The sequence below is a fragment of the Methanimicrococcus hongohii genome, from assembly GCF_032594095.1.
Lineage (GTDB): Archaea > Halobacteriota > Methanosarcinia > Methanosarcinales > Methanosarcinaceae > Methanimicrococcus > Methanimicrococcus hongohii.
On the sequence record NZ_CP131059.1, the window covers coordinates 1,328,676 to 1,349,380 of the forward strand.

The window sequence follows — 20,705 nt, forward strand, 5'->3', positions numbered from 1 at the left end:
TTTAGAAAGTTCCGGCAGCAATTAAAAAATCAAACATTATTATATATTTTTTAAAATTTATTTATTAAATTTGAAGTTTTAAATTAAAAGTTTTAAGTTTAAAGTTTGAAGTTTAAAGTTTTAAGTTTAAAGTTTGAAGTTTTAAATTTTAAATTATAAGTTTGAGATTTAATGTTTTAAGATTTTGAGCGGCGAATTTTTAATATAAGACGGCTATGAAACTTTATTCAAAAACAGATGATATAAAAATGACAGAAATGACAAAAATGACAGTTAAAATTTCAATTCTCGTATCCGGCAGAGGAACAAACTTGCAATCCGTTATTGACGCCATTGAAAGCGGTGAAATTCAAAATGCGGAAATTGCCTGCGTCATCAGCGACAAAAAAGAAGCTTATGCTTTGCAGCGCGCGGAAAAACACGGAATTGAAGGCATTTTTGTCAATCCCGCCGATTTTTCATCCCGCGCGGAATACGATAACAAAGTGCTTGAAATTTTAAAGGAAAAGGAAACCGATCTTGTTCTTTTAGCCGGCTATTTGAGAATCATCAGCGATGACCTGATCAATGAATTCAAAAACAAAATCATCAACATTCATCCGTCGCTTCTTCCGTCTTTCAAAGGTTTAAACGCTCAAAAACAAGCAATTGAATACGGTGTGAAATTTACGGGCTGCACCGTTCATTTCGTTGAACCCGATTTGGATGCCGGACCGATCATTATGCAAAAAATAATTCAGGTTTTGGAAGACGACACCCCGGAAACACTTGCAGAAAGACTTCTTGTCGAAGAAAACAAAGCTTACCGCGAAGTTGTCAAACTCTTCGTTGATGAAAAACTGGAAGTTGACGGAAGAAAAGTCAGAATTAAAAATTGAATTCAAAAACGAAATTTTATTTGTATTCAATGAAGAAATGTATAAAAATTCACATTTCATTATTTTTCAATTCATTTTCAATTCATTTTCTTGTTTATTTTTGCATTATTTCAATTTTTGCAGATGCTGTCGCCAATCAGATTTATATTTATGTTTGCGCTGCTGTCTTTGTTTCTGTTCTCGCTGTCGGTCAGATTTGCGCTGCCGCCGCTTCTTTACCGACTGCTGCCGGCAGCCGCCGGCTCGCGCGAGCCGCACAACTTTTAAAAAGAATCAAAAAAGAGAAATGAAATATTTAAAATAATCAAAACGGGAAATACAATTTTGAAAAATAATCAAAAAAATAATCAAAAAAAGAATGCAAGTTTAAAATAAATCGATTTTAAACCAATTCGCCGATAAAATAACCGGGCGTCGCCTCGATGATTCGAGCTTTGACATTCATTCCGGGTTTTAATCCTTTTTCATTTAAAACGACCGGCTTGTAATCCGCCGTTCTCGCTAAAACACCGCTTTCTTTGCCGTATTTTGAAACAAAAACATCTTCGATTTTTCCGATTCTTTGATTCTTCGTTTCAAGCTTCAGCTTATCCGTCACTTCCGTTAAATCGCGTGAGCGGTCGGTTAAAATTCTGGAATCTAAATTTCGAAGTGAAAACGCTTTCGTCCCCGGGCGCGGGGAATATTTGGAAATATTGATTTTATCAGGCTTGTATTTTTGAACCCATTCGATCGTCTTTTCAAAATCAGAATCGGTTTCGCCGCAAAATCCGACAATAATATCGGTAAACAGTGTCAAATCCGGAAAACGCTCTTTAAAAACAGCAATAACGGTATCGACATCGCTCATTGAATAATGGCGATTCATTGATTTTAAAACATCTTCCGATGCCGATTGAATCGGAACGTGAAGGAATTTGTAAATTTTCGGATGATCAAAAGCGTCAACGAGTTCCGTCAGAATCGGCAAAATGGAAAACGGATTCATCATCCCGACACGGATTTTAAAGTCCCCCGGAATTTCTGAAATCTGTTTTAACAGCTCCGGCAAACGAATATTCGCATACGGGGAGTCATTTGAAAAATCCATCCCGTATTGGCTGTCGTCCTGCGATGTCAGCCAAATCTCGGAACAGCCTTCGGCAACCGCGGTTTTGACATCTTCGATAATTTCTTCGGGCGGAAAAGAAACCAAATCACCGCGGGCGAGGCGAACAATACAGTAGGAGCAGCCGAATTTGCAGCCGGTCGAAATCTGGCAAATATGAATATTATCGTGATAACGGATTTTCGGAAGATTCAAAAAACCCTCGGGCTGCTTTGATGAAACCCGAACAGGAATATAATCAAGAGAACTCAAAGAACTCAGAGAATCATGACAATCAAGAGCAGAATCGGCTTCAACTCCGGCAGCATTTTTATCGGAAATTTTTTGAAGCAGATCAGAGAGACCGTTGACGGAACGAACGCCGACGATGTAGGCTTCGGGGTTGGCGTTGAGAATCAAATCCAATTGCACTTCGGGCATGCAGCCGCAGACGATGACGTCTTTGCCGCGCTCGCCGAAGGTTCTGATTTTGTGAAGAATTTTCTGTTCGGTCGTATACTTGACCGTACAGCTGTTGCAGATGTAAATATCGGCATAGGTTTCATTGGAAAATTCAAAACCCGCATTACGGATGATTCCGCGCATCGTTTCGGCAGATGCCTGATTTGCGGAACAGCCGAATGTTTCAAAGTAGATCTTCATGTTAAAAATAAAAAGAATATTTGTTTTTAGTATTCAATTCAATTTTGTATTAAATTCAGTATAATTTAATTTTGGATTTAATTCAGTATAATTCAATTTTGTATTAAATTCAGTATAATTCAATTTTGGATTTAATTCAGTATAATTCAATTTTGGATTTAATTCAGTATAATTCAATTTTGTTTCAATTCGATAGCGAGTGTAGTCAAACGGAAAATGATTTGTTTTCTTTGTCTTTGACGTAAATGCTTTGCGTAATTCTGACAACGCCTGAACTTCCCGTTAAAATGCTTGTCATATATGCATCGCCGTCGCCGAGCAGTTTTGTGCCTTTCATGAACGGGCCGTCAGTAACGGCGGTTGCCGCGAATATGACATCTTTTCCGGGAACTAAATCATCGGTTTCGCGAATCATGTCAATTTCGTTTTCGGGAATTCCCATTTTCTGAAGGCGCGGGAGTTTTTCGGCGAATTCTTTTAAGATTTCGTCTTCTGATTTTTCGTTGGCAACGCTCGGAAGCACGAGACGGCCTGTGATTTTTCCGCCGAGACATTTCAATGCGCTTGCTGTCAAAACGGCTTCGCCCGAGCCGCCGGCGCCCATGACCACGTCAACGCCTGAATCTTCAAAGCATGTCATGACGCCCGGAAGCAAGTCGCCGTCGGGAATAATTCTGACGCGAGCGCCTGCTGCGCGAATGTCTTTGATGATTTGTTTGTGTCTGTCGCGGTCCAAAACGACGACGACCAAGTCTTCAATTTTTTTGTCAAGCGCTTTTGAAACGATTTTCAAATTTTGAATAACGGGAGCGTCTAAATTGATTATTTCGCCTGTTTTCTTCTCGTACAAAACGACTTTGGGACCGACGACGATTTTATCGAAATAAATATCGGGACCGTAAAAAATGCCGCCTTTTTCAGCCATCGACATGACGGCGATTGATCCGTTAATATCATCGGCCGCCAAGTTTGTGCCTTCCAACGGATCGACCGCGATTTCGACGACGGGCCCGTTTCCGGTGCCTACAGCTTCTCCGATATAAAGCATCGGCGCCTCGTCTCTTTCACCTTCTCCGATTTTGATCGTTCCTTTCATGTCAATATGATTTAAAACGCGGCGCATGGCTTCGACGGCGACGTGATCGGCGTATTTGCGGTCACCTTTTCCGACCTGATAAGCGGAAGCGACAGCGGCGGCTTCCGTAATTTGAAGCAAAGATAAAGATAAGTTTTTCTCAATCGGACCTGCGGCGGCCATCATTTCTTCGGTTGTTTTCGGGTGCGGCATCATAAATCACTCATTTTGAAATTCTGAAATGATTTTTAATAGGATTGCTCATAGTTAAAAGTTTTCAAATCAAAACGATTTTTTAATTAATGATAAAATAAAGAAGCGAGATTTTGAAATTTTTTGAAAAGGAGAGGACGAATTATAATATTTTTGAAAAATGAAGCGGTTCGCGCGAGCCGGCGGCTGCCGGCAGTGATCGGCAGAGGAGCAGCGGAAACACAAACCTGAAGGTAACGGCGGAAACAGAGAACTGATTCGCACCGGCAACATTAAAAGACAGTTGCAGACGAGCAGGCTCAGCAGGAAGCTGACAGTAAAAGACAGTCACAGGAAAGCACTTTGCAGAAGCCGGAAAGCAATTTACAATCAACGGTTTTAAGTTTTTTGTTTCGTATGGAAAGAATCCGCCAAGTCTCGTCTCCTCGCTGCGCTCGGAAACTCAACTTGCGGGGGCGGCTTTTGAACTTTTAATTCAATCCAAAATCAATTGAAACATCCTTTTTATCAAAATTATTCAAAACCGGAACGCCTTCTTTTCTCCAAATCTAATAATTATTTAGGATTTTATCGGGCGTTCAGGTTTACTGATTTCAAAAATAGGATGTTTGGGCTTCATTCAGAAAAATAATGAAAGAAAGAGGTCGGGTTTGAAAAACTAAATAAAAATGGAGCAGCTCGCGCGGCGGCAACTGTAGAATAAAAGACAGTTGCAGACTGTTCCGCTTTGCAGGGGCTGAAGCAGCAAAAGACAGTTGCAGATTGGCAGGCTCGGCCTGAGCCGTTACAGTAAAAGACAGTTGCAAGAAGGAACAAGATGAAACAGAAAAGCAAAATCGTAAACACAACGGTTTTTGAATTTTTGTTTTGTGCGGGGAAGAATCCGCCAAGTCTCGTTTCCTCGCTTTGCTCGGAAACTCAACTTGCGGGGTCGGTTTTAGAATTTTAATTCAATCTAAAATCAATTGAAACATCCTTTTTATCAAAATTATTCAAAAACGGAACGCCGTCTTTTTTCCAAATCTAATAATTATTTAGGATTTTATCGGGCGTTCAGGTTTACCGATTTCAAAAATAAGATGTTTGGGTTTCATCTTGAAAACAAAAACAAAAACAAAAACAAAAACAAAATTGAAATTGAAATTGAAATTGAAATTGAAAGAAGTTTGAAAATCAAAGACAAGTTTGAAAATCAAATAAAAAAGTTGCGGCTCGCGCGAGACGGGCAGTTTACCCTTCATCAACAATCGTTTCATTCGGATCTGTCGGGTCGGGATACATTGAAACAAGCATTTTGTAACACGATGTCAGAACGATTTTACAGAAAATGTAAATCGGAACCGCAAACACAAGCCCGAAAACGCCGGCAAGCTTCAGTCCGGCAAGCGTCAAAATCACGGCTGTAAAAGAGCTGACCTTAACCGTTTTCATCACCATATTCGGCAGAATAAAGAAGTAGTCAAAGAGCTGAATGACGATAATAATACCGATGACGGCAAGCATGACTTCCGTTCCGAGCGTATAAGCATAAACACTGATCGGAATCGCAGGCAGAAGGAATCCGACATACGGGACAATATTAAACAATCCCATTAACATACCCGCAAAAAGCCAATGCGGAATGCCGACAACATAAAAACCGGCGCAATAAAGGAACGTGATGACAAGCGATTCCAATACTTTCATGATCGTAAAAGCGCCCATGTCATTGACAACATTTTGAATGGTTGTCGTGACCGCTTCTTTGTATTTTTCGGGGATCATGGCGAGTAAATTGCTTCGCATGTTTCCTTTTTCCTTAAAATAATAACCGGCCATAATCGGAATAATCAAACACATCGCAAACAAAGTCGTTCCGATAAAAGAAATGGTTTCCGTCGTTGAAGACATAATCCCTCCGCCGGATGTCAAAACGGATTGAACCAAACTCGTCGTATTCCAGCTCATATTGAACATGGATGTGCTGCTCGAAGAATTAGCGGTTGCGTTTGCTGTTGTGTTTACTGTCGTGTTTGCAGTGTCAGCCGGAGGCGGATTTGCGGCTTCGAAATCCGGCGGATTTTCCGTACGGTTACCCTGCACTTCAATGGGAATCAGAATCGGTCGATCTTCAAAAGTAATATTTGTGATATCTTCCGCCATATTTTCAGCAGTTTCATTATATTGCGTCGTGAAATCTTCCAAAGAGGTAATGACCGAATTCACATTTGTCAAAAGGCTCATGACACCTGCAAATGCCACAACGAGCACAAAAAGAATTAAACAAGCGGCACTGGCAAGGGCAATTACTTTTCGTTTGGCTGCGGAATAATTAACGGTTGCTTTGCGGAAAATATCAATAAGCTTGTTCAGCAAAACCGTAATTAAAATACCGAAAACGAGCGCGATGAAAACGGGTTTAATGTAGAAAAGAAATGCAATGATAATGAAGAGAAGCGCAGCTACAATCAACATATACTGCCAAACTTTTTTATTAATTGACAATCCCATTTATATCTTAACCGTGTTTTTTCGTTTTACGCGTCATTAATCGAATTGACTGAAAAAGAATAGGTTGTTTTACTTTTTATAGTTTTCATAAGATGAAAGAACAGGTATTCCTGTATTTCTATGATACATTTTTACAGAATTATTGCCGGCAAAATAATTGCCGGTTGCTGCAGCCGATTATCGATTGCTGCTGCCGATTATCGATTACCGATTGCCGCTGCCGATTACTGATTGACGCTGCCGCTGCTCGCGCGAGTCACTTCGTTTTCAATAAATTTTCAAACTTGTCTCTCGTTTTTGTTTTATTTTCGGATGAAACCCAAACATCCCGTTTTCAGAATCGGTAAACCTGAACGCCCGATAAAACCCTAAAAAATGTTTAATCTTTGGAAAAAAGAAGGCGTTCCGTTTTTGATTAGATTGATAAAAAAAGATGTTTCAATTGAAAAACAAAAATAGTCGAAAAGACGATATACCGCCCCTTCAACGACGCGTTTCCGAAGCGTAAGCGGCAGGATTGAAGGAGTTGGAGATTCTTTCCATACAAAACGAAAAAAATTAAAAACAGTCTGATTTTTCAGCTGCGTTCGACTCCGGCAAAGTGCTTTCTTGCGACTGTCTTTTGCTGTCGGCACCCTGCTGAGCCTGCTCGTCTGCAACTGTCTTTTAATGGTGTCGCTGCAATCAGGTGTTTGTTTGCAGCGGGAGGGAGGTGTTTGTTTGCAGCGGGAGGGAGGTGTTTGTTTGCAGCGGGAGGGAGGTGTTTGTTTGCAGCGGGAGGGAGGTGTTTGTTTGCAGCGGGAGGGAGGTGTTTATGAAAAAATCGCGAAGCGATTTTTTGCGACTCTTTTGGCGCCTGCCGCCGCCGCGCGCGAGCCGCACAAATTTTTAAAAAATAATCAAACAGGAGAGTACGTTTTTTAAAAAATAATCAAATGGGAGAGTACGTTTTAAAAATAATCAAACAGGAGAGTACGTTTTTTAAAAAGAATCAAACGGAAGAGTGTGTTTTTTAAAAATAATCAAACTGAAGAGTGCGTTTTTTAAAGAATAACCAAAAGAGAAGGGACAAAATTTAATTTAAAGAAAAAAAATCCGCAAAACCCCGTAAAAACTTTAAATCATTACAGTTCCTATTCATCTCTTATGTCAATGACTTTAGGGCTTGCGGGAAAGCCGAACGCCGGAAAATCCACCTTTTTTAAATCCGTTACGATGGCGGATGTTGAGATTGCAAACTATCCTTTTACAACGATTCACGCCAATCACGGCGTCGCTTACATTCAGACACCTTGCCCGTGCTCGGAAAAAGAGAAAACATGCGGCAAATGCAAAGACGGCATCCGTTATGTCCCAATCGACATCATTGATGTCGCAGGTCTTGTTCCCGACGCGCACAAAGGAAAAGGTCTCGGGAATTCATTTTTGGACGATTTGAGACAGGCGCAGGCAATTATTCATGTGGTCGACGCTTCCGCTTCAACAGATGCCGAAGGAAATCCGATAGACTCCGGGTCCGGAAATCCCGCCGCAGATATTGAGTTTTTGGATTACGAACTTGAGATGTGGATGTTTGAAATTCTCAATCGCAATTGGACAAGGCTTTCACGCAAAATCAAAGCAGAAGGAATCAAGATTGAAGAAGCGGTTGCCGACCAGCTCAGCGGCGCAGGCGTTACGATTGAGCACGCCAACTATGCGCTTCACGACTCAAATTTGAATTCGATTGAGCCGACAAAGTGGACGGAAGAAGATATGATTCGATTGTGCAGAAGCATTCGAAAAGAAAGTAAACCGATGATTATTGCCGCCAACAAGTTTGATGTGCTCGACGCATTGGGAATTCCGATTGTGTCGGTTGAAGGAAAAACAATTATTCCGACAAGCGCCGCCGCCGAACTGGCTTTGAAGTCGGCCGCGAAAAACGGCGTCATTCATTATACGCCCGGCGCCGGCAGTTTTGAAATTGCGGGCGAAATCAATCCGGCGCAGGAAAAAGGATTGAACGCTGTCAAAGATCTGCTTGAAAAACACGGCAGCACCGGCGTTCAGGATTGTATCAACCGCGCCGTCTTTGAATTATTGGATATGATCGTCGTTTATCCCGTGGAAGATGAAGGAAAATGGACAAACAAAACCGGCGATATGCTCCCCGACGCTTATTTAATGAAGCGCGGCTCCACCTGCAAAGACATGGCTTACAGAATCCACTCCGACATCGGTGATCATTTTTTGTACGCGGTGGACGCCCGAACAAAGATGCGTCTTGCCGAAAAGCATGAACTTCAAAACGGCGATGTCATCAAAATCGTGTCAACGGCAAAATAAACCAAACGAAAATAAACAAAATAAAAACTAATAACAAGCAAAATAACAAGCAAAGCAAACAACAAAATTAACAAACAAATAAGTAAAATAAATAAAAAACAACAAAAACAAACAAAAAACAAATCCGCGGCGAAACATGACGAAGAATGAAGAAAACAGATTGAAGACACTTTTATTGATTTTAAATGAAAGTGATCTGCTTGATCAAAAAAGCATCCTTAACTTGTTTTCGCGTTTCCCCGTCATTGGAAATGAAGGTGTTGAAAATTTAATCGTTTATGTCGACATTTTAAAAACGATTGATGACGCCGGCAAACTTTCTTTAATTTCCGCACTGAAACGGCAAATTGAATCGACAGTCTCTGAAAAATCATTTCCGGAAGAAAAAATAAAAGTTGTTGAAAATTATGAAACTCCTGTTGACCACAAATTCTTTTCTGAACCGAAAACGACAGAAAATGAAACAGGAAATTTATCCGTTCTGTTTGTGCTCGGTCTCGGCGGCAGAGACGAATTAAAACGGATTTTATCGGATTTTATCGATTCCTGCCGAGCGGGAGAGTCAATTCCATCCGAGATGACATCGGAATACATTTCAAGCCGGCTGAAACTTCCGCCGGAACCGGATTTAATCATTTCTCATTCCAAGCACGCGCTGACAGATTTTATGATTTGGCAGACGGCGTATTCGGAATATTATTTCTTTGAAAAAGACGTCAGCCGATTAACGGATGTTGATTTCAAAAAAGCTTTTGATAATTTTTACAAACGCGAGCGGCGTTACGGCGCGTAATTTAAATAATTTTAAAATATTTAAAGAAAATATTTTCCGAAACGGTGATTTCATGTATTATGTTTTTGTTTGTCCGGCATGTCAGCGGCATGCGCAATTGTGGCAACCCGGATACAAGACGGTCGGCTGCCAAAGCTGCGGCGCAAAAATTAAAACGGACAGCTTGCGCGTTTTCGGTCCGTTTGAAACGCATGAAGAAGCAGTTAAAAAACGATCGGAAGTTCAAGCCGAGCTCAGCCAAACGCCCGGAACATTTTCTCAAAATGAATCATTGATGACGGTACCGCTTGAGAAAGAAATTCAAATGAAGCCCCCCAAAACGAAAAAACCGCAGCAGATCATTACGGACGTTCTGAAAGAAAACGGCATAATGATTGCCGCCGATTGTGAATATTATTGTGCGCAGCGCGGTGTTGACAGTGATACGTTTCAAAAAACTCTTGCAAAATTGATTGAAGCGGGAGAAGTTTATCGACCCGATAAAGGGCTGATTGCTCTTGTTTAATTTTTTTAGATTTTAGATTCATGAACAACCCAATCAAACGAATCAAAATTGAAAAAATGAATCTTTTTTAAAAAAGGAAGGCGGAATTCGATTATTTCACGAATTCCTTTAAATTTTATTTTTATCATTTTCGTCTTTGTCAATTTCGCTTTCCTTTCTGTAAAGGAAAACATAAAGTGCAGTTGTAAGGAAGCAAATCAAGTAAATGATTGCCTGATTTGATGTTTCAGTCGGCGGTTCAGGTTCGGGCTCAGGCTCAGGCTCCGGTTCGGGTTCGGGTTCAGGCTCTTCCGGCTCGGGTCCCGGCATGGGCTCGGTAACGGTTCCGTTTCCTGTACCGCCGCTGCCGCCGCCGGATCCGCCTGTCCTTATCCACTGCGCGTAAAGCGTTGTATTTTCAGTAATTCTGAAAGTATCGCCTGTACCGTAAAGTGTGCCGGTTCCTGCCTGATTCATTGTCCAGCCTTTGAAAGTGTGACCGGAATAATTCATGGAATGGTCTTCAACTGTGGCTAATCCGTTGTATGGATAATTGTTTGAATCGGATGGGATACCGGAATCGGTGTAGCCGTTGCCGTTGTAAGTGACAACATACGGACCATTATCTACAGACCATACAGCTGTCAACGTCAAATCAGTTGCCGGCATATAGAATATATCTCCACCAATAAACTGATCTGTTGTGCTTGGCGGATTTGAATTATCGATCTGAACGGATGCCGAGGATTTCCAATATTCAAATTTGTATCCGACAACAATCATTCCTGACCCGTCCGGAACAGCAACAGAACTGTTGTATTCAAAAGCTTTTGCTGAAGGAAGCGGATCTCCGTCATCTTCAATTGTTTCACCGCCGGCATCGTAAACAAGGTTATAGAAACCATTGTCTCCACCCCAAATCGCATAGAGATTCAAAGGCGGCGTTTCCGGAGCTACATAAGCATCTGTTTTATGTTCAGCATAAATACCATCTTTTTCTGTTGTCCAGCCGACGATTTCGAAATCTGTTTTCACAAATCCTAATTCTTCCTGAGATGTTAATAGAACATTAACATTACTTGTGAAATATTCAATTGCGGGTGTGCCCGGTTTACCTGAAGGTGTATCTGCACCATTCGGATAGTAATTGATTGAATATAGATATTGACCGGCATCACCCCAGACGGCATATAAGTCTATATCATCATCAGGCATTGTGAAGATGCTGCCAATTAAATAATCAATATCACTTACTGTCGGGTTTTGTTTTTCAGACCAGCCGATGATAATATTGCTACCATTTGTAAATCCTGAAAGATCTGACTCATTCAGAAGCTGATGTGTATCTCCTTCTTTTAAATTTTGAATAACGTGTGTCACCTGAGAAATGGTTGAAGAGTGGTATGTGAGGGTGTGGTCGCCTGTGTCAAGGGTCCACTGAGCCGTTAAAGTAACATCACTGATAACATTGGAATAAGTTTCACCTTCAAGATACGTAGTTGTACCGTCATTCCAGCCTACAAAACTGTAGCCGGGACGGGAAAGAGTACCTTTGCCGGCAACAGTAAAGGAACCGCCATAAGAAACATCAGCTTGAGTAGGAATATTGCCAGTAACATCAGAATCAGATGCAATATAAGTAACGGTATAATTGTTAACAACGGAACTGAAAACGGCTTTGTAAGTAATGTCGCCGGTAACCGAGGAAATCGCAGGATCCCAACCGGTAAACGTGTACGTATACTGTGCGTCGGCAACTCTGACGGGGTTGTTGCCGTCATAAGTCGGCGTTGTGCCGTAAGGAACATTGATATCCGTTTCAAGAACGGTATCGTCATAATTCGTCCAAGTAACGGTATAATTGTTAACAACGGAACTGAAAACGGCTTTGTAAGTAATGTCGCCGGTAACCGAGGAAATCGCAGGATCCCAACCGGTAAACGTGTACGTATGACATAAGTGCGTCGGCATCGATATCCGTTTGACGGGTCATAATTGCCGTCATAAGTCGGCGTTGTGCCGTAAGGAACATCGATATCCGTTTCAAGAACGGTATCGTCATAATTCGTCCGGTATCCGTAACGGTATAATTGTTAACAACGGAACTGAAAACGGCTTTGTAAGTAATGTCGCCGGTAACCGAGGAAATCGCAGGATCCCAACCGGTAAACGTGTACGTATACTGTGCGTCGGCAACTCTGACGGGGTCGTTGCCGTCATAAGTCGGCGTTGTGCCGTAAGGAACATCGGTATCCGTTTCAAGAACGGTATCGTCATAATTCGTCCAAGTAACGGTATAATTGTTAACAACGGAACTGAAAACGGCTTTGTAAGTAATGTCGCCGGTAACCGAGGAAATCGCAGGATCCCAACCGGTAAACGTGTACGTATACTGTGCGTCGGCAACTCTGACGGGGTCAGTGCCGTCATAAGTCGGCGTTGTGCCGTAAGGAACATCGGTATCCGTTTCAAGAACGGTATCGTCATAATTCGTCCAAGTAACGGTATAATTGTTAACAACGGAACTGAAAACGGCTTTGTAAGTAATGTCGCCGGTAACCGAGGAAATCGCAGGATCCCAACCGGTAAACGTGTACGTATACTGTGCGTCGGCACTCTCTGACGGGGTCAGTTGCCGTCATAAGTCGGCGTTGTGCCGTAAGGAACATCGATATCCGTTTCAAGAACGGTATCGTCATAATTCGTCCAAGTAACGGTATAATTGTTAACAACGGAACTGAAAACGGCTTTGTAAGTAATGTCGCCGGTAACCGAGGAAATCGCAGGATCCCAACCGGTAAACGTGTACGTATACTGTGCGTCGGCAACTCTGACGGGGTCAGTACCGTCATAAGTCGGCGTTGTGCCGTAAGGAACATCGGTATCCGTTTCAAGAACGGTATCGTCATAATTCGTCCAAGTAACGGTATAATTGTTAACAACGGAACTGAAAACGGCTTTGTAAGTAATGTCGCCGGTAACCGAGGAAATCGCAGGATCCCAACCGGTAAACGTGTACGTATACTGTGCGTCGGCAACTCTGACGGGGTCGTTGCCGTCATAAGTCGGCGTTGTGCCGTAAGGAACATCGGTATCCGTTTCAAGAACGGTATCGTCATAATTCGTCCAAGTAACGGTATAATTGTTAACAACGGAACTGAAAACGGCTTTGTAAGTAATGTCGCCGGTAAGGAAATCGCAGGAAATCGCAGGATCCCAACCGGTAAACGTGTACGTATACTGTGCGTCGGCAACTCTGACGGGGTCGTGTACCGTCATAAGTCGGCGTTGTGCCGTAAGGAACATCGGTATCCGTTTCAAGAACGGTATCGTCATAATTCGTCCAAGTAACGGTATAATTGTTAACAACGGAACTGAAAACGGCTTTGTAAGTAATGTGTCGAAATCGCAGGTAACCGTCATAAGTAAACGTGTACGTATACTGTGCGTCGGCAACTCTGACGGGGTTGTGCCGTCATAAGTCGGCGTTGTGCCGTAAGGAACATCGGTATCCGTTTCAAGAACGGTATCGTCATAATTCGTCCAAGTAACGGTATAATTGTTAACAACGGAACTGAAAACGGCTTTGTAAGTAATGTCGCCGGTAACCGAGGAAATCGCAGGATCCCAACCGGTAAACGTGTACGTATACTGTGCGTCGGCAACTCTGACGGGGTCAGTACCGTCATAAGTCGGTCATAAGTCGGACGTTGTGCCGTAAGGAACATCGGTATCCGTTTCAAGAACGTATTCAAGAACGGTATAATCGTCATAATTCGTCCAAGTAACGGTATAATTGTTAACAACGGAACTGAAAACGGCTTTGATAAGTAAATGTCGTATACTGTGCGTCGGCAACTCTGACGGGAGTGCCGTCATAAGTCGGCGTTGTGCCGGAACATCGGTATCCGTTTCAAGAACGGTATCGTCATAATTCGTCCAAGTAACGGTATAAACGGTAAACGTGTACGTATACTGTGCGTCGGCAACTCTGACGGGGTCAGTGCCGTCATAAGTCGGCGTTGTGCCGTAAGGAACATCGGTATCCGTTTCAAGAACGGTATCGTCATAATTCGTCCAAGTAACGGTATAATTGTTAACAACGGAACTGAAAACGGTATACTAACCGAGGAAATCGCAGGCGTAAACGTGTACGTATACTGTGCGTCGGCAACTCTGACGGGGTCAGTACCGTCATAAGTCGGCGTTGTGCCGTAAGTATCCGTTTCAAGAACGTTGTGCCGTAACGGTATAATTGAACATGAAAACGGCTTTGTAATATCCGTTTCAAGAACGGTATCGTCATACCGTCATTCGGCGTTGTGCCAAGAACATCGGTATCCGTTTCAAGAACGTCATAATTCGTCCAAGTAACGGTATAATGTCATAAGTCGGCGTTGTGCCGTAAGGAACATCGGTATCCGTTTCAAGAACGGTATCGTCATAATTGTCCAAGTAACGGTATAATTGTAACCGAGGAAATAACAACGGAACTGAAAACAACGGAACTGAAAACGGCTTTGTAAGTAATGTCGCCGGTAACCGAGGAAATCGCAGGATGTAAACGTGTAAACGCGTCGGCAACTCTGTCAGTACGTAAGTCGGCGTTGTGCCGTAAGGAACATCGGTATCCGTTTCAAGAACGGTATCGTCATAATTCGTGTAAACGTGTACGTATACTGTGCGTCGGCAACTCTGACGGGGTCAGTGCCGTCATAAGTCGGCGTTGTGCCGTAAGGAACATCGGTATCCGTTTCAAGAACGGTATCGTCATAATTCGTCCAAGTAACGGTATAATTGTTAACAACGGAACTGAAAACGGCTTTGTAAGTAATGTCGCCGGTAACCGAGGAAATCGCAGGATCCCAACCGGTAAACGTGTACGTATACTGTGCGTCGGCAACTCTGACGGGGTTGTTGCCGTCATAAGTCGGCGTTGTGCCGTAAGGAACATCGGTATCCGTTTCAAGAACGGTATCGTCATAATTCGTCCAAGTAACGGTATAATTGTTAACAACGGAACTGAAAACGGCTTTGTAAGTAATGTCGCCGGTAACCGAGGAAATCGCAGGATCCCAACCGGTAAACGTGTACGTATACTGTGCGTCGGCAACTCTGACGGGGTTGTTGCCGTCATAAGTCGGCGTTGTGCCGTAAGGAACATCGGTATCCGTTTCAAGAACGGTATCGTCATAATTCGTCCAAGTAACGGTATAATTGTTAACAACGGAACTGAAAACGGCTTTGTAAGTAATGTCGCCGGTAACCGAGGAAATCGCAGGATCCCAACCGGTAAACGTGTACGTATACTGTGCGTGCGTCGGTCTGACGGGGTCGTTGCCGTCATAAGTCGGCGTTGTGCCGTAAGGAACATCGGTATCCGTTTCAAGAACGGTATCGTCATAATTCGTCCAAGTAACGGTATAATTGTTAACAACGGAACTGAAAACGGCTTTGTAAGTAATGTCGCCGGTAACCGAGGAAATCGCAGGATCCCAACCGGTAAACGTGTACGTATACTGTGCGTCGGCAACTCTGACGGGGTTGTTGCCGTCATAAGTCGGCGTTGTGCCGTAAGGAACATTGATATCCGTTTCAAGAACGGTATCGTCATAATTCGTCCAAGTAACGGTATAATTGTTAACAACGGAACTGAAAACGGCTTTGTAAGTAATGTCGCCGGTAACCGAGGAAATCGCAGGATCCCAACCGGTAAACGTGTACGTATACTGTGCGTCGGCAACTCTGACGGGGTCGTTGCCGTCATAAGTCGGCGTTGTGCCGTAAGGAACATCGGTATCCGTTTCAAGAACGGTATCGTCATAATTCGTCCAAGTAACGGTATAATTGTTAACAACGGAACTGAAAACGGCTTTGTAAGTAATGTCGCCGGTAACCGAGGAAATCGCAGGATCCCAACCGGTAAACGTGTACGTATACTGTGCGTCGGCAACTCTGACGGGGTCAGTACCGTCATAAGTCGGCGTTGTGCCGTAAGGAACATCGGATATCCGTTTCAAGAACGGTATCGTCATAATTCGTCCAAGTAACGGTATAATTGTTAACAACGGAACTGAAAACGGCTTTGTAAGTAATGTCGCCGGTAACCGAGGAAATCGCAGGATCCCAACCGGTAAACGTGTACGTATACTGTGCGTCGGCAACTCTGACGGGGTCAGTACCGTCATAAGTCGGCGTTGTGCCGTAAGGAACATCGATATCCGTTTCAAGAACGGTATCGTCATAATTCGTCCAAGTAACGGTATAATTGTTAACAACGGAACTGAAAACGGCTTTGTAAGTAATGTCGCCGGTAACCGAGGAAATCGCAGGATCCCAACCGGTAAACGTGTACGTATACTGTGCGTCGGCAACTCTGACGGGGTCGCTGCCGTCATAAGTCGGCGTTGTGCCGTAAGGAACATCGGTATCCGTTTCAAGAACGGTATCGTCATAATTCGTCCAAGTAACGGTATAATTGTTAACAACGGAACTGAAAACGGCTTTGTAAGTAATGTCGCCGGTAACCGAGGAAATCGCAGGATCCCAACCGGTAAACGTGTACGTATACTGTGCGTCGGCAACTCTGACGGGGGTACCGTCATAAGTCGGCGTTGTGCCGTAAGGAACATTGATATCCGTTTCAAGAACGGTATCGTCATAATTCGTCCAAGTAACGGTATAATTGTTAACAACGGAACTGAAAACGGCTTTGTAAGTAATGTCGCCGGTAACCGAGGAAATCGCAGGATCCCAACCGGTAAACGTGTACGTATACTGTGCGTCGGCAACTCTGACGGGGTCAGTACCGTCATAAGTCGGCGTTGTGCCGTAAGGAACATCGGTATCCGTTTCAAGAACGGTATCGTCATAATTCGTCCAAGTAACGGTATAATTGTTAACAACGGAACTGAAAACGGCTTTGTAAGTAATGTCGCCGGTAACCGAGGAAATCGCAGGATCCCAACCGGTAAACGTGTACGTATACTGTGCGTCGGCAACTCTGACGGGGTCAGTACCGTCATAAGTCGGCGTTGTGCCGTAAGGAACATCGGTATCCGTTTCAAGAACGGTATCGTCATAATTCGTCCAAGTAACGGTATAATTGTTAACAACGGAACTGAAAACGGCTTTGTAAGTAATGTCGCCGGTAACCGAACTGAAAACGGCTTTGGGAAATCGCAGGATCCCAACCGGTAAACGTGTACGTATACTGTGCGTCGGCAACTCTGACGGGGTCAGTACCGTCATAAGTCGGCGTTGTGCCGTAAGGAACATCGGTATCCGTTTCAAGAACGGTATCGTCATAATTCGTCCAAGTAACGGTATAATTGTTAACGGTCCACTTCGCATAAAGATCAACATCTTCAACAACCTTATCCGGACTCACATCTCCATCAAACTGCCATTCCAAACCCCAGTCCCCGCCGGACCCGTCTTTCGTAAACCATCCTTCAAAAGTATACCCTGTCCTTTCCGGATTTGAAGGAGCCGTAAGTGTGCTGTTATACGCAATATCCGTCACGGGATTCGGATCAGGCATACCTGTAACAGAATCCGACCCTGCATTTGCATTATAAGTAACGGTCAGGTTTTGTATCCATTGAGCATAAACATCTATACCGGATTTACTGACGATAACATTATCAAGATAAACAGGAGTTGAAGGATTTTGTTCAGCGGTCCAGCCGACAAAACTGTAATCTGCCTTTGAATTACCCCAAGTAAAATTGGAATTGTTGATTCCATCCAAATCAACGGTTTCACTCTCATTATAGGGACCTTCGACAAATATTTCAGTATCACTTGAATCTGTATTTCTGTGATAAACAAAATAATATTGCCACTTCGCGTTCAACACAACATCCCCGCTCACCACAGTTCCGCCGTCACCAAACACCCATTTATCGTTTCCATTATACCACCCTTCGACGATAGAATAAGTATAAGGGCGATCTGCGTAAATCGATGTTTTAGAATAATCAGAAAGATTTGAATCCGGATCGGTCATGACCCCGTTACTTGAAACATAAACATATGTTTCTTTTGAATTCGAGCCCGACCCTTGTTCAGCCGGATATGTAACGGCAGAAGCTCCCGAAGAATTATTGACAGCGAGAACATTGCTTGAATTGTAAGTGCCGTCTGTAATATTGAAAGTGACTGTATAAATGTAAGGCGTATTGGCCGCAATCTCCCAAGTACGAGAATCAGTAGCATTAATTTGAGAAACCGCCCAAACATAATTACCGTTAATGGTTTTCGTGGCATTATAGGGCGAAGAATTCGTTTTATTAATAACAGCGAACCGGTCCCCTGAAGCAAGAGTATAAGAATTGTCACTGTTGCTGAAATTAAGCGACATATTCCAATACCATGGGTAATAGAGATTCGCAAATTTGATTTCCGTATCATCTAAAACAATTTTAAAATCAGACCCGGAAGAAGTGGTTGCATTAGACGTTCTGTTGACTTTAATATCCGTTAAATAAAGCAAATGTGAAGCGTCATCGCCGGGAGCAGTGGTCTGCCAGGACAATATCGGAAGGCGATATTTATAAGATGTGCCGTCATATGAATTATTTTTCCAGACTGAACTTGTAAAATTGGAAGGCCATTTACTGTCGGTTGTATTCGCATATGTGTCCCAAACATTATAGGATTTTATAAGAGTAACATTTCCAAGATTTGTAACAGTTCCTGTTGCATTTTTGTTTTGAATACCGTTCCAAGCGAAATTATTGGATGAATTCACAATACTTTCAATACGAAGATTACCGAAAACATCTGAAGAAGTTGTGCCGTTGACATATGCATTCAATGCCAATGAATTCTTGATGTAGGAATAATCATTAGAAGTTGCACTTTGCCCGACAAAACCTCCTGCATAATTTCCTGTAACGTTTCCGGTAGCATAACAATCATAAATGCCTGCAGATTCACTACCGATATCATAAGTACTGCCGATAAATCCGCCGGCAATCCCGCTGTTTCCTGTTCCTGTTGCATTTACATTACTCGTAGAATAAGAATTATTAACATTAGCTCCGCGATACATACCAACAAAGCCGCCGACATAATTGACACCATTCACATTACCGGAAGAGAAACTTCGCCCAGTGGCGGAATCTGTTGAATATCCTGCGAAACCGCCGACATAATTCCTGCCGGAAACAGTACCGATTGCAGATGAATTTTCAACTCGGATACTTTTATAGCCAAAAAGACCGCCGACGTAATCACCGGTTCCTGTGACGGTTCCTCCTTTATAATGACTGTTATTCGCCATCTTTCCTGAATAATTGCCAACCAGACCGCCTACATAGTTGCCGCCATTGACATTTGCCGAGGAAGAAACATTATCAATTCCGAAGGAAACAGAGTCTAAAAAAGGAGCACCATCGCCTATTAAACCGCCAACATAATCACCCGTTCCGGTGACAGTACCTGAAGACATACTGTCATTTAAATAAGCACCTGACAATTTTCCGATTAAACCGCCAACATAACTGGCTCCGGTGACAGTCCCGCCTGTATAAGAACAATTGACAGTAGCTGAAGAATTTGAAGAGCCTGCAAAACCGCCGACATAATTTACACCTGAAACCGTAACTCCGGTAACCACAGAGTTAACAATTCTGCCGTTTTTAGAACCAACGAAACCGCCGACATTATTACCCGTTCCTGTAACAGAAGTTGATGAAGTAACCGTTACTCCTGTAATACCTGTCGCACTGTTATAACCGACAAAGCCGCCAACATGGTTTTTACCGGAAACCGCAGAAGAAACAGTAGTACCGGCAGCAGTCGAACCGGCAGCCATATATCCAATCGCACCGCCGACATAATCGCCGGTTCCGTTAACAGTTCCTGATACAGTACATGCACTGGTTAAGCCACCATCTTTGAAATAGCCGACCAGACCGCCAACATAATTGGAACCGTTAACATTTCCGCTCACACTACATGAATACAGCTGACCAAGATTAATATAGCCTGCAACACCACCAGTGTTGTTCCCGGTAGAGGATAATTTACCCTCCCCGCTAAACGTACAAGTTGAAAGAGTACCGACGTCTAAGTTCCCGATAATACCGCCCGTATTTTCACCATTTGCTGTAATGGTTTTACCTGGATTAACCGTAACAGTGCAAGCTCGCATAAGAACATTGCTCTTATCACCACTGCTTAGACCGGAGCCGACAATAACACCAAAATTATTCGAAGTGGAAATGATATTACAGTTAACAACAACATTTAAATTGTAAATATTAGCGCCGTTTGCACTGTTATAATTCACTTTTGAGAACAAGCCGGAACTGCCGTTTTTGGCACCAAAAGTAAGAGTTCCTGTCGAAGAAGCGAGAGTGATTGTCTGACCATTACCATTGAAAGTGCCTTCAAATTTACCATCCGCAGTTCTTCCGATAGGAGTCAAAGAAGAATTGAGAACAGTAATACTGTTATTTAATTTGATATGTTTATCTGCATAACTATTTGCAGATACGGCAATTAAATCAGTTTCGTTATAAACAATATACGGATTAGTAGCCGTTCCGCTACCTGTTAAAGCAGCAGCCGTTCCACTCAATAATAAAATAATAAATAGTGCCCCAAGAACGAGATAAGCCGTTTTATAATTCATAATTCAACCTCTTTATTATATTAACAAAAAAAGTTCCCGTCAGATATAA

General features: G+C 42.9%; 16 protein-coding genes. 5 read left to right on the plus strand and 11 right to left on the minus strand.

The window, feature by feature from the left end; all coding sequences use genetic code 11:
* The first annotated feature begins 248 nt into the window (after positions 1 to 248).
* Entirely contained in the window at positions 249 to 878 is a 630-nt protein-coding gene (gene purN, locus MmiHf6_RS06085) for a phosphoribosylglycinamide formyltransferase (protein WP_316556910.1), read from the plus strand.
* Between the two features lie 382 nt (positions 879 to 1,260).
* Here purN and MmiHf6_RS06090 read toward each other — a convergent pair whose 3' ends face one another.
* The 5 genes from MmiHf6_RS06090 to MmiHf6_RS06110 all read right to left on the minus strand — a co-directional run bounded on the left by MmiHf6_RS06090 (position 1,261) and on the right by MmiHf6_RS06110 (position 6,406).
* Entirely contained in the window at positions 1,261 to 2,628 is a 1,368-nt protein-coding gene (locus MmiHf6_RS06090) for a tRNA (N(6)-L-threonylcarbamoyladenosine(37)-C(2))-methylthiotransferase (RefSeq protein ID WP_316556911.1), read from the minus strand.
* Positions 2,629 to 2,833: 205 nt separating this feature from the next.
* Positions 2,834 to 3,916, minus strand: a complete 1,083-nt coding sequence (gene glpX, locus MmiHf6_RS06095) for a class II fructose-bisphosphatase (RefSeq protein WP_316558653.1) — start codon at positions 3,914 to 3,916, stop codon at positions 2,834 to 2,836.
* Positions 3,917 to 4,058: 142 nt separating this feature from the next.
* On the minus strand, positions 4,059 to 4,247 hold the full coding sequence (locus MmiHf6_RS06100) for a hypothetical protein (RefSeq protein WP_316556912.1): 189 nt from the start codon (positions 4,245 to 4,247) through the stop codon (positions 4,059 to 4,061).
* A 262-nt stretch (positions 4,248 to 4,509) separates the two neighbouring features.
* Positions 4,510 to 4,806, minus strand: a complete 297-nt coding sequence (locus tag MmiHf6_RS06105; RefSeq protein WP_316556913.1) for a hypothetical protein — start codon at positions 4,804 to 4,806, stop codon at positions 4,510 to 4,512.
* A gap of 340 nt (positions 4,807 to 5,146) precedes the next feature.
* The gene (locus MmiHf6_RS06110) at positions 5,147 to 6,406 is read right to left on the minus strand and encodes an AI-2E family transporter (protein ID WP_316556914.1); all 1,260 of its coding nucleotides are present in this window, start codon (positions 6,404 to 6,406) and stop codon (positions 5,147 to 5,149) included.
* A gap of 688 nt (positions 6,407 to 7,094) precedes the next feature.
* On the opposite strand from MmiHf6_RS06110, the gene MmiHf6_RS06115 reads away from it, so the two are divergent.
* The 4 genes from MmiHf6_RS06115 (at position 7,095) to MmiHf6_RS06130 (ending at position 10,032) form a co-directional block, all read left to right on the plus strand.
* Positions 7,095 to 7,298 carry a hypothetical protein gene (locus tag MmiHf6_RS06115; RefSeq protein ID WP_316556915.1) on the plus strand — a complete coding sequence of 68 codons (204 nt, stop codon included), beginning with the start codon at positions 7,095 to 7,097 and terminating at the stop codon, positions 7,296 to 7,298.
* A 254-nt stretch (positions 7,299 to 7,552) separates the two neighbouring features.
* A complete protein-coding gene (locus MmiHf6_RS06120) occupies positions 7,553 to 8,734 on the plus strand; it encodes a redox-regulated ATPase YchF (protein WP_316556916.1) in 1,182 nt (393 codons plus the stop codon).
* A gap of 136 nt (positions 8,735 to 8,870) precedes the next feature.
* The gene (locus MmiHf6_RS06125) at positions 8,871 to 9,527 is read left to right on the plus strand and encodes an undecaprenyl diphosphate synthase family protein (RefSeq protein ID WP_316556917.1); all 657 of its coding nucleotides are present in this window, start codon (positions 8,871 to 8,873) and stop codon (positions 9,525 to 9,527) included.
* A 52-nt stretch (positions 9,528 to 9,579) separates the two neighbouring features.
* The gene (locus tag MmiHf6_RS06130) at positions 9,580 to 10,032 is read left to right on the plus strand and encodes a DUF5817 domain-containing protein (protein ID WP_420891300.1); all 453 of its coding nucleotides are present in this window, start codon (positions 9,580 to 9,582) and stop codon (positions 10,030 to 10,032) included.
* 108 nt (positions 10,033 to 10,140) lie between these two features.
* Here MmiHf6_RS06130 and MmiHf6_RS06135 read toward each other — a convergent pair whose 3' ends face one another.
* From MmiHf6_RS06135 to MmiHf6_RS06160, 6 genes are all read right to left on the minus strand, one after another.
* Positions 10,141 to 11,982 (minus strand): InlB B-repeat-containing protein, encoded by a 1,842-nt coding sequence (locus MmiHf6_RS06135; protein ID WP_316556919.1) that lies wholly within the window; start codon positions 11,980 to 11,982, stop codon positions 10,141 to 10,143.
* Positions 11,983 to 12,639: 657 nt separating this feature from the next.
* On the minus strand, positions 12,640 to 13,290 hold the full coding sequence (locus MmiHf6_RS06140) for a hypothetical protein (RefSeq protein ID WP_316556920.1): 651 nt from the start codon (positions 13,288 to 13,290) through the stop codon (positions 12,640 to 12,642).
* A 417-nt stretch (positions 13,291 to 13,707) separates the two neighbouring features.
* Positions 13,708 to 13,890 carry a hypothetical protein gene (locus tag MmiHf6_RS06145; protein WP_316556921.1) on the minus strand — a complete coding sequence of 61 codons (183 nt, stop codon included), beginning with the start codon at positions 13,888 to 13,890 and terminating at the stop codon, positions 13,708 to 13,710.
* Between the two features lie 423 nt (positions 13,891 to 14,313).
* Positions 14,314 to 14,466: a hypothetical protein gene (locus MmiHf6_RS06150; protein ID WP_316556922.1), complete on the minus strand. Its 153-nt coding sequence runs from the start codon at positions 14,464 to 14,466 to the stop codon at positions 14,314 to 14,316.
* A 134-nt stretch (positions 14,467 to 14,600) separates the two neighbouring features.
* Complete coding sequence (locus MmiHf6_RS06155; RefSeq protein ID WP_316556923.1) at positions 14,601 to 16,031, minus strand: RHS repeat domain-containing protein; 1,431 nt, start codon at positions 16,029 to 16,031, stop codon at positions 14,601 to 14,603.
* Between the two features lie 1,088 nt (positions 16,032 to 17,119).
* The gene (locus MmiHf6_RS06160) at positions 17,120 to 20,656 is read right to left on the minus strand and encodes an InlB B-repeat-containing protein (protein ID WP_316556924.1); all 3,537 of its coding nucleotides are present in this window, start codon (positions 20,654 to 20,656) and stop codon (positions 17,120 to 17,122) included.
* Positions 20,657 to 20,705: the final 49 nt, after the last annotated feature.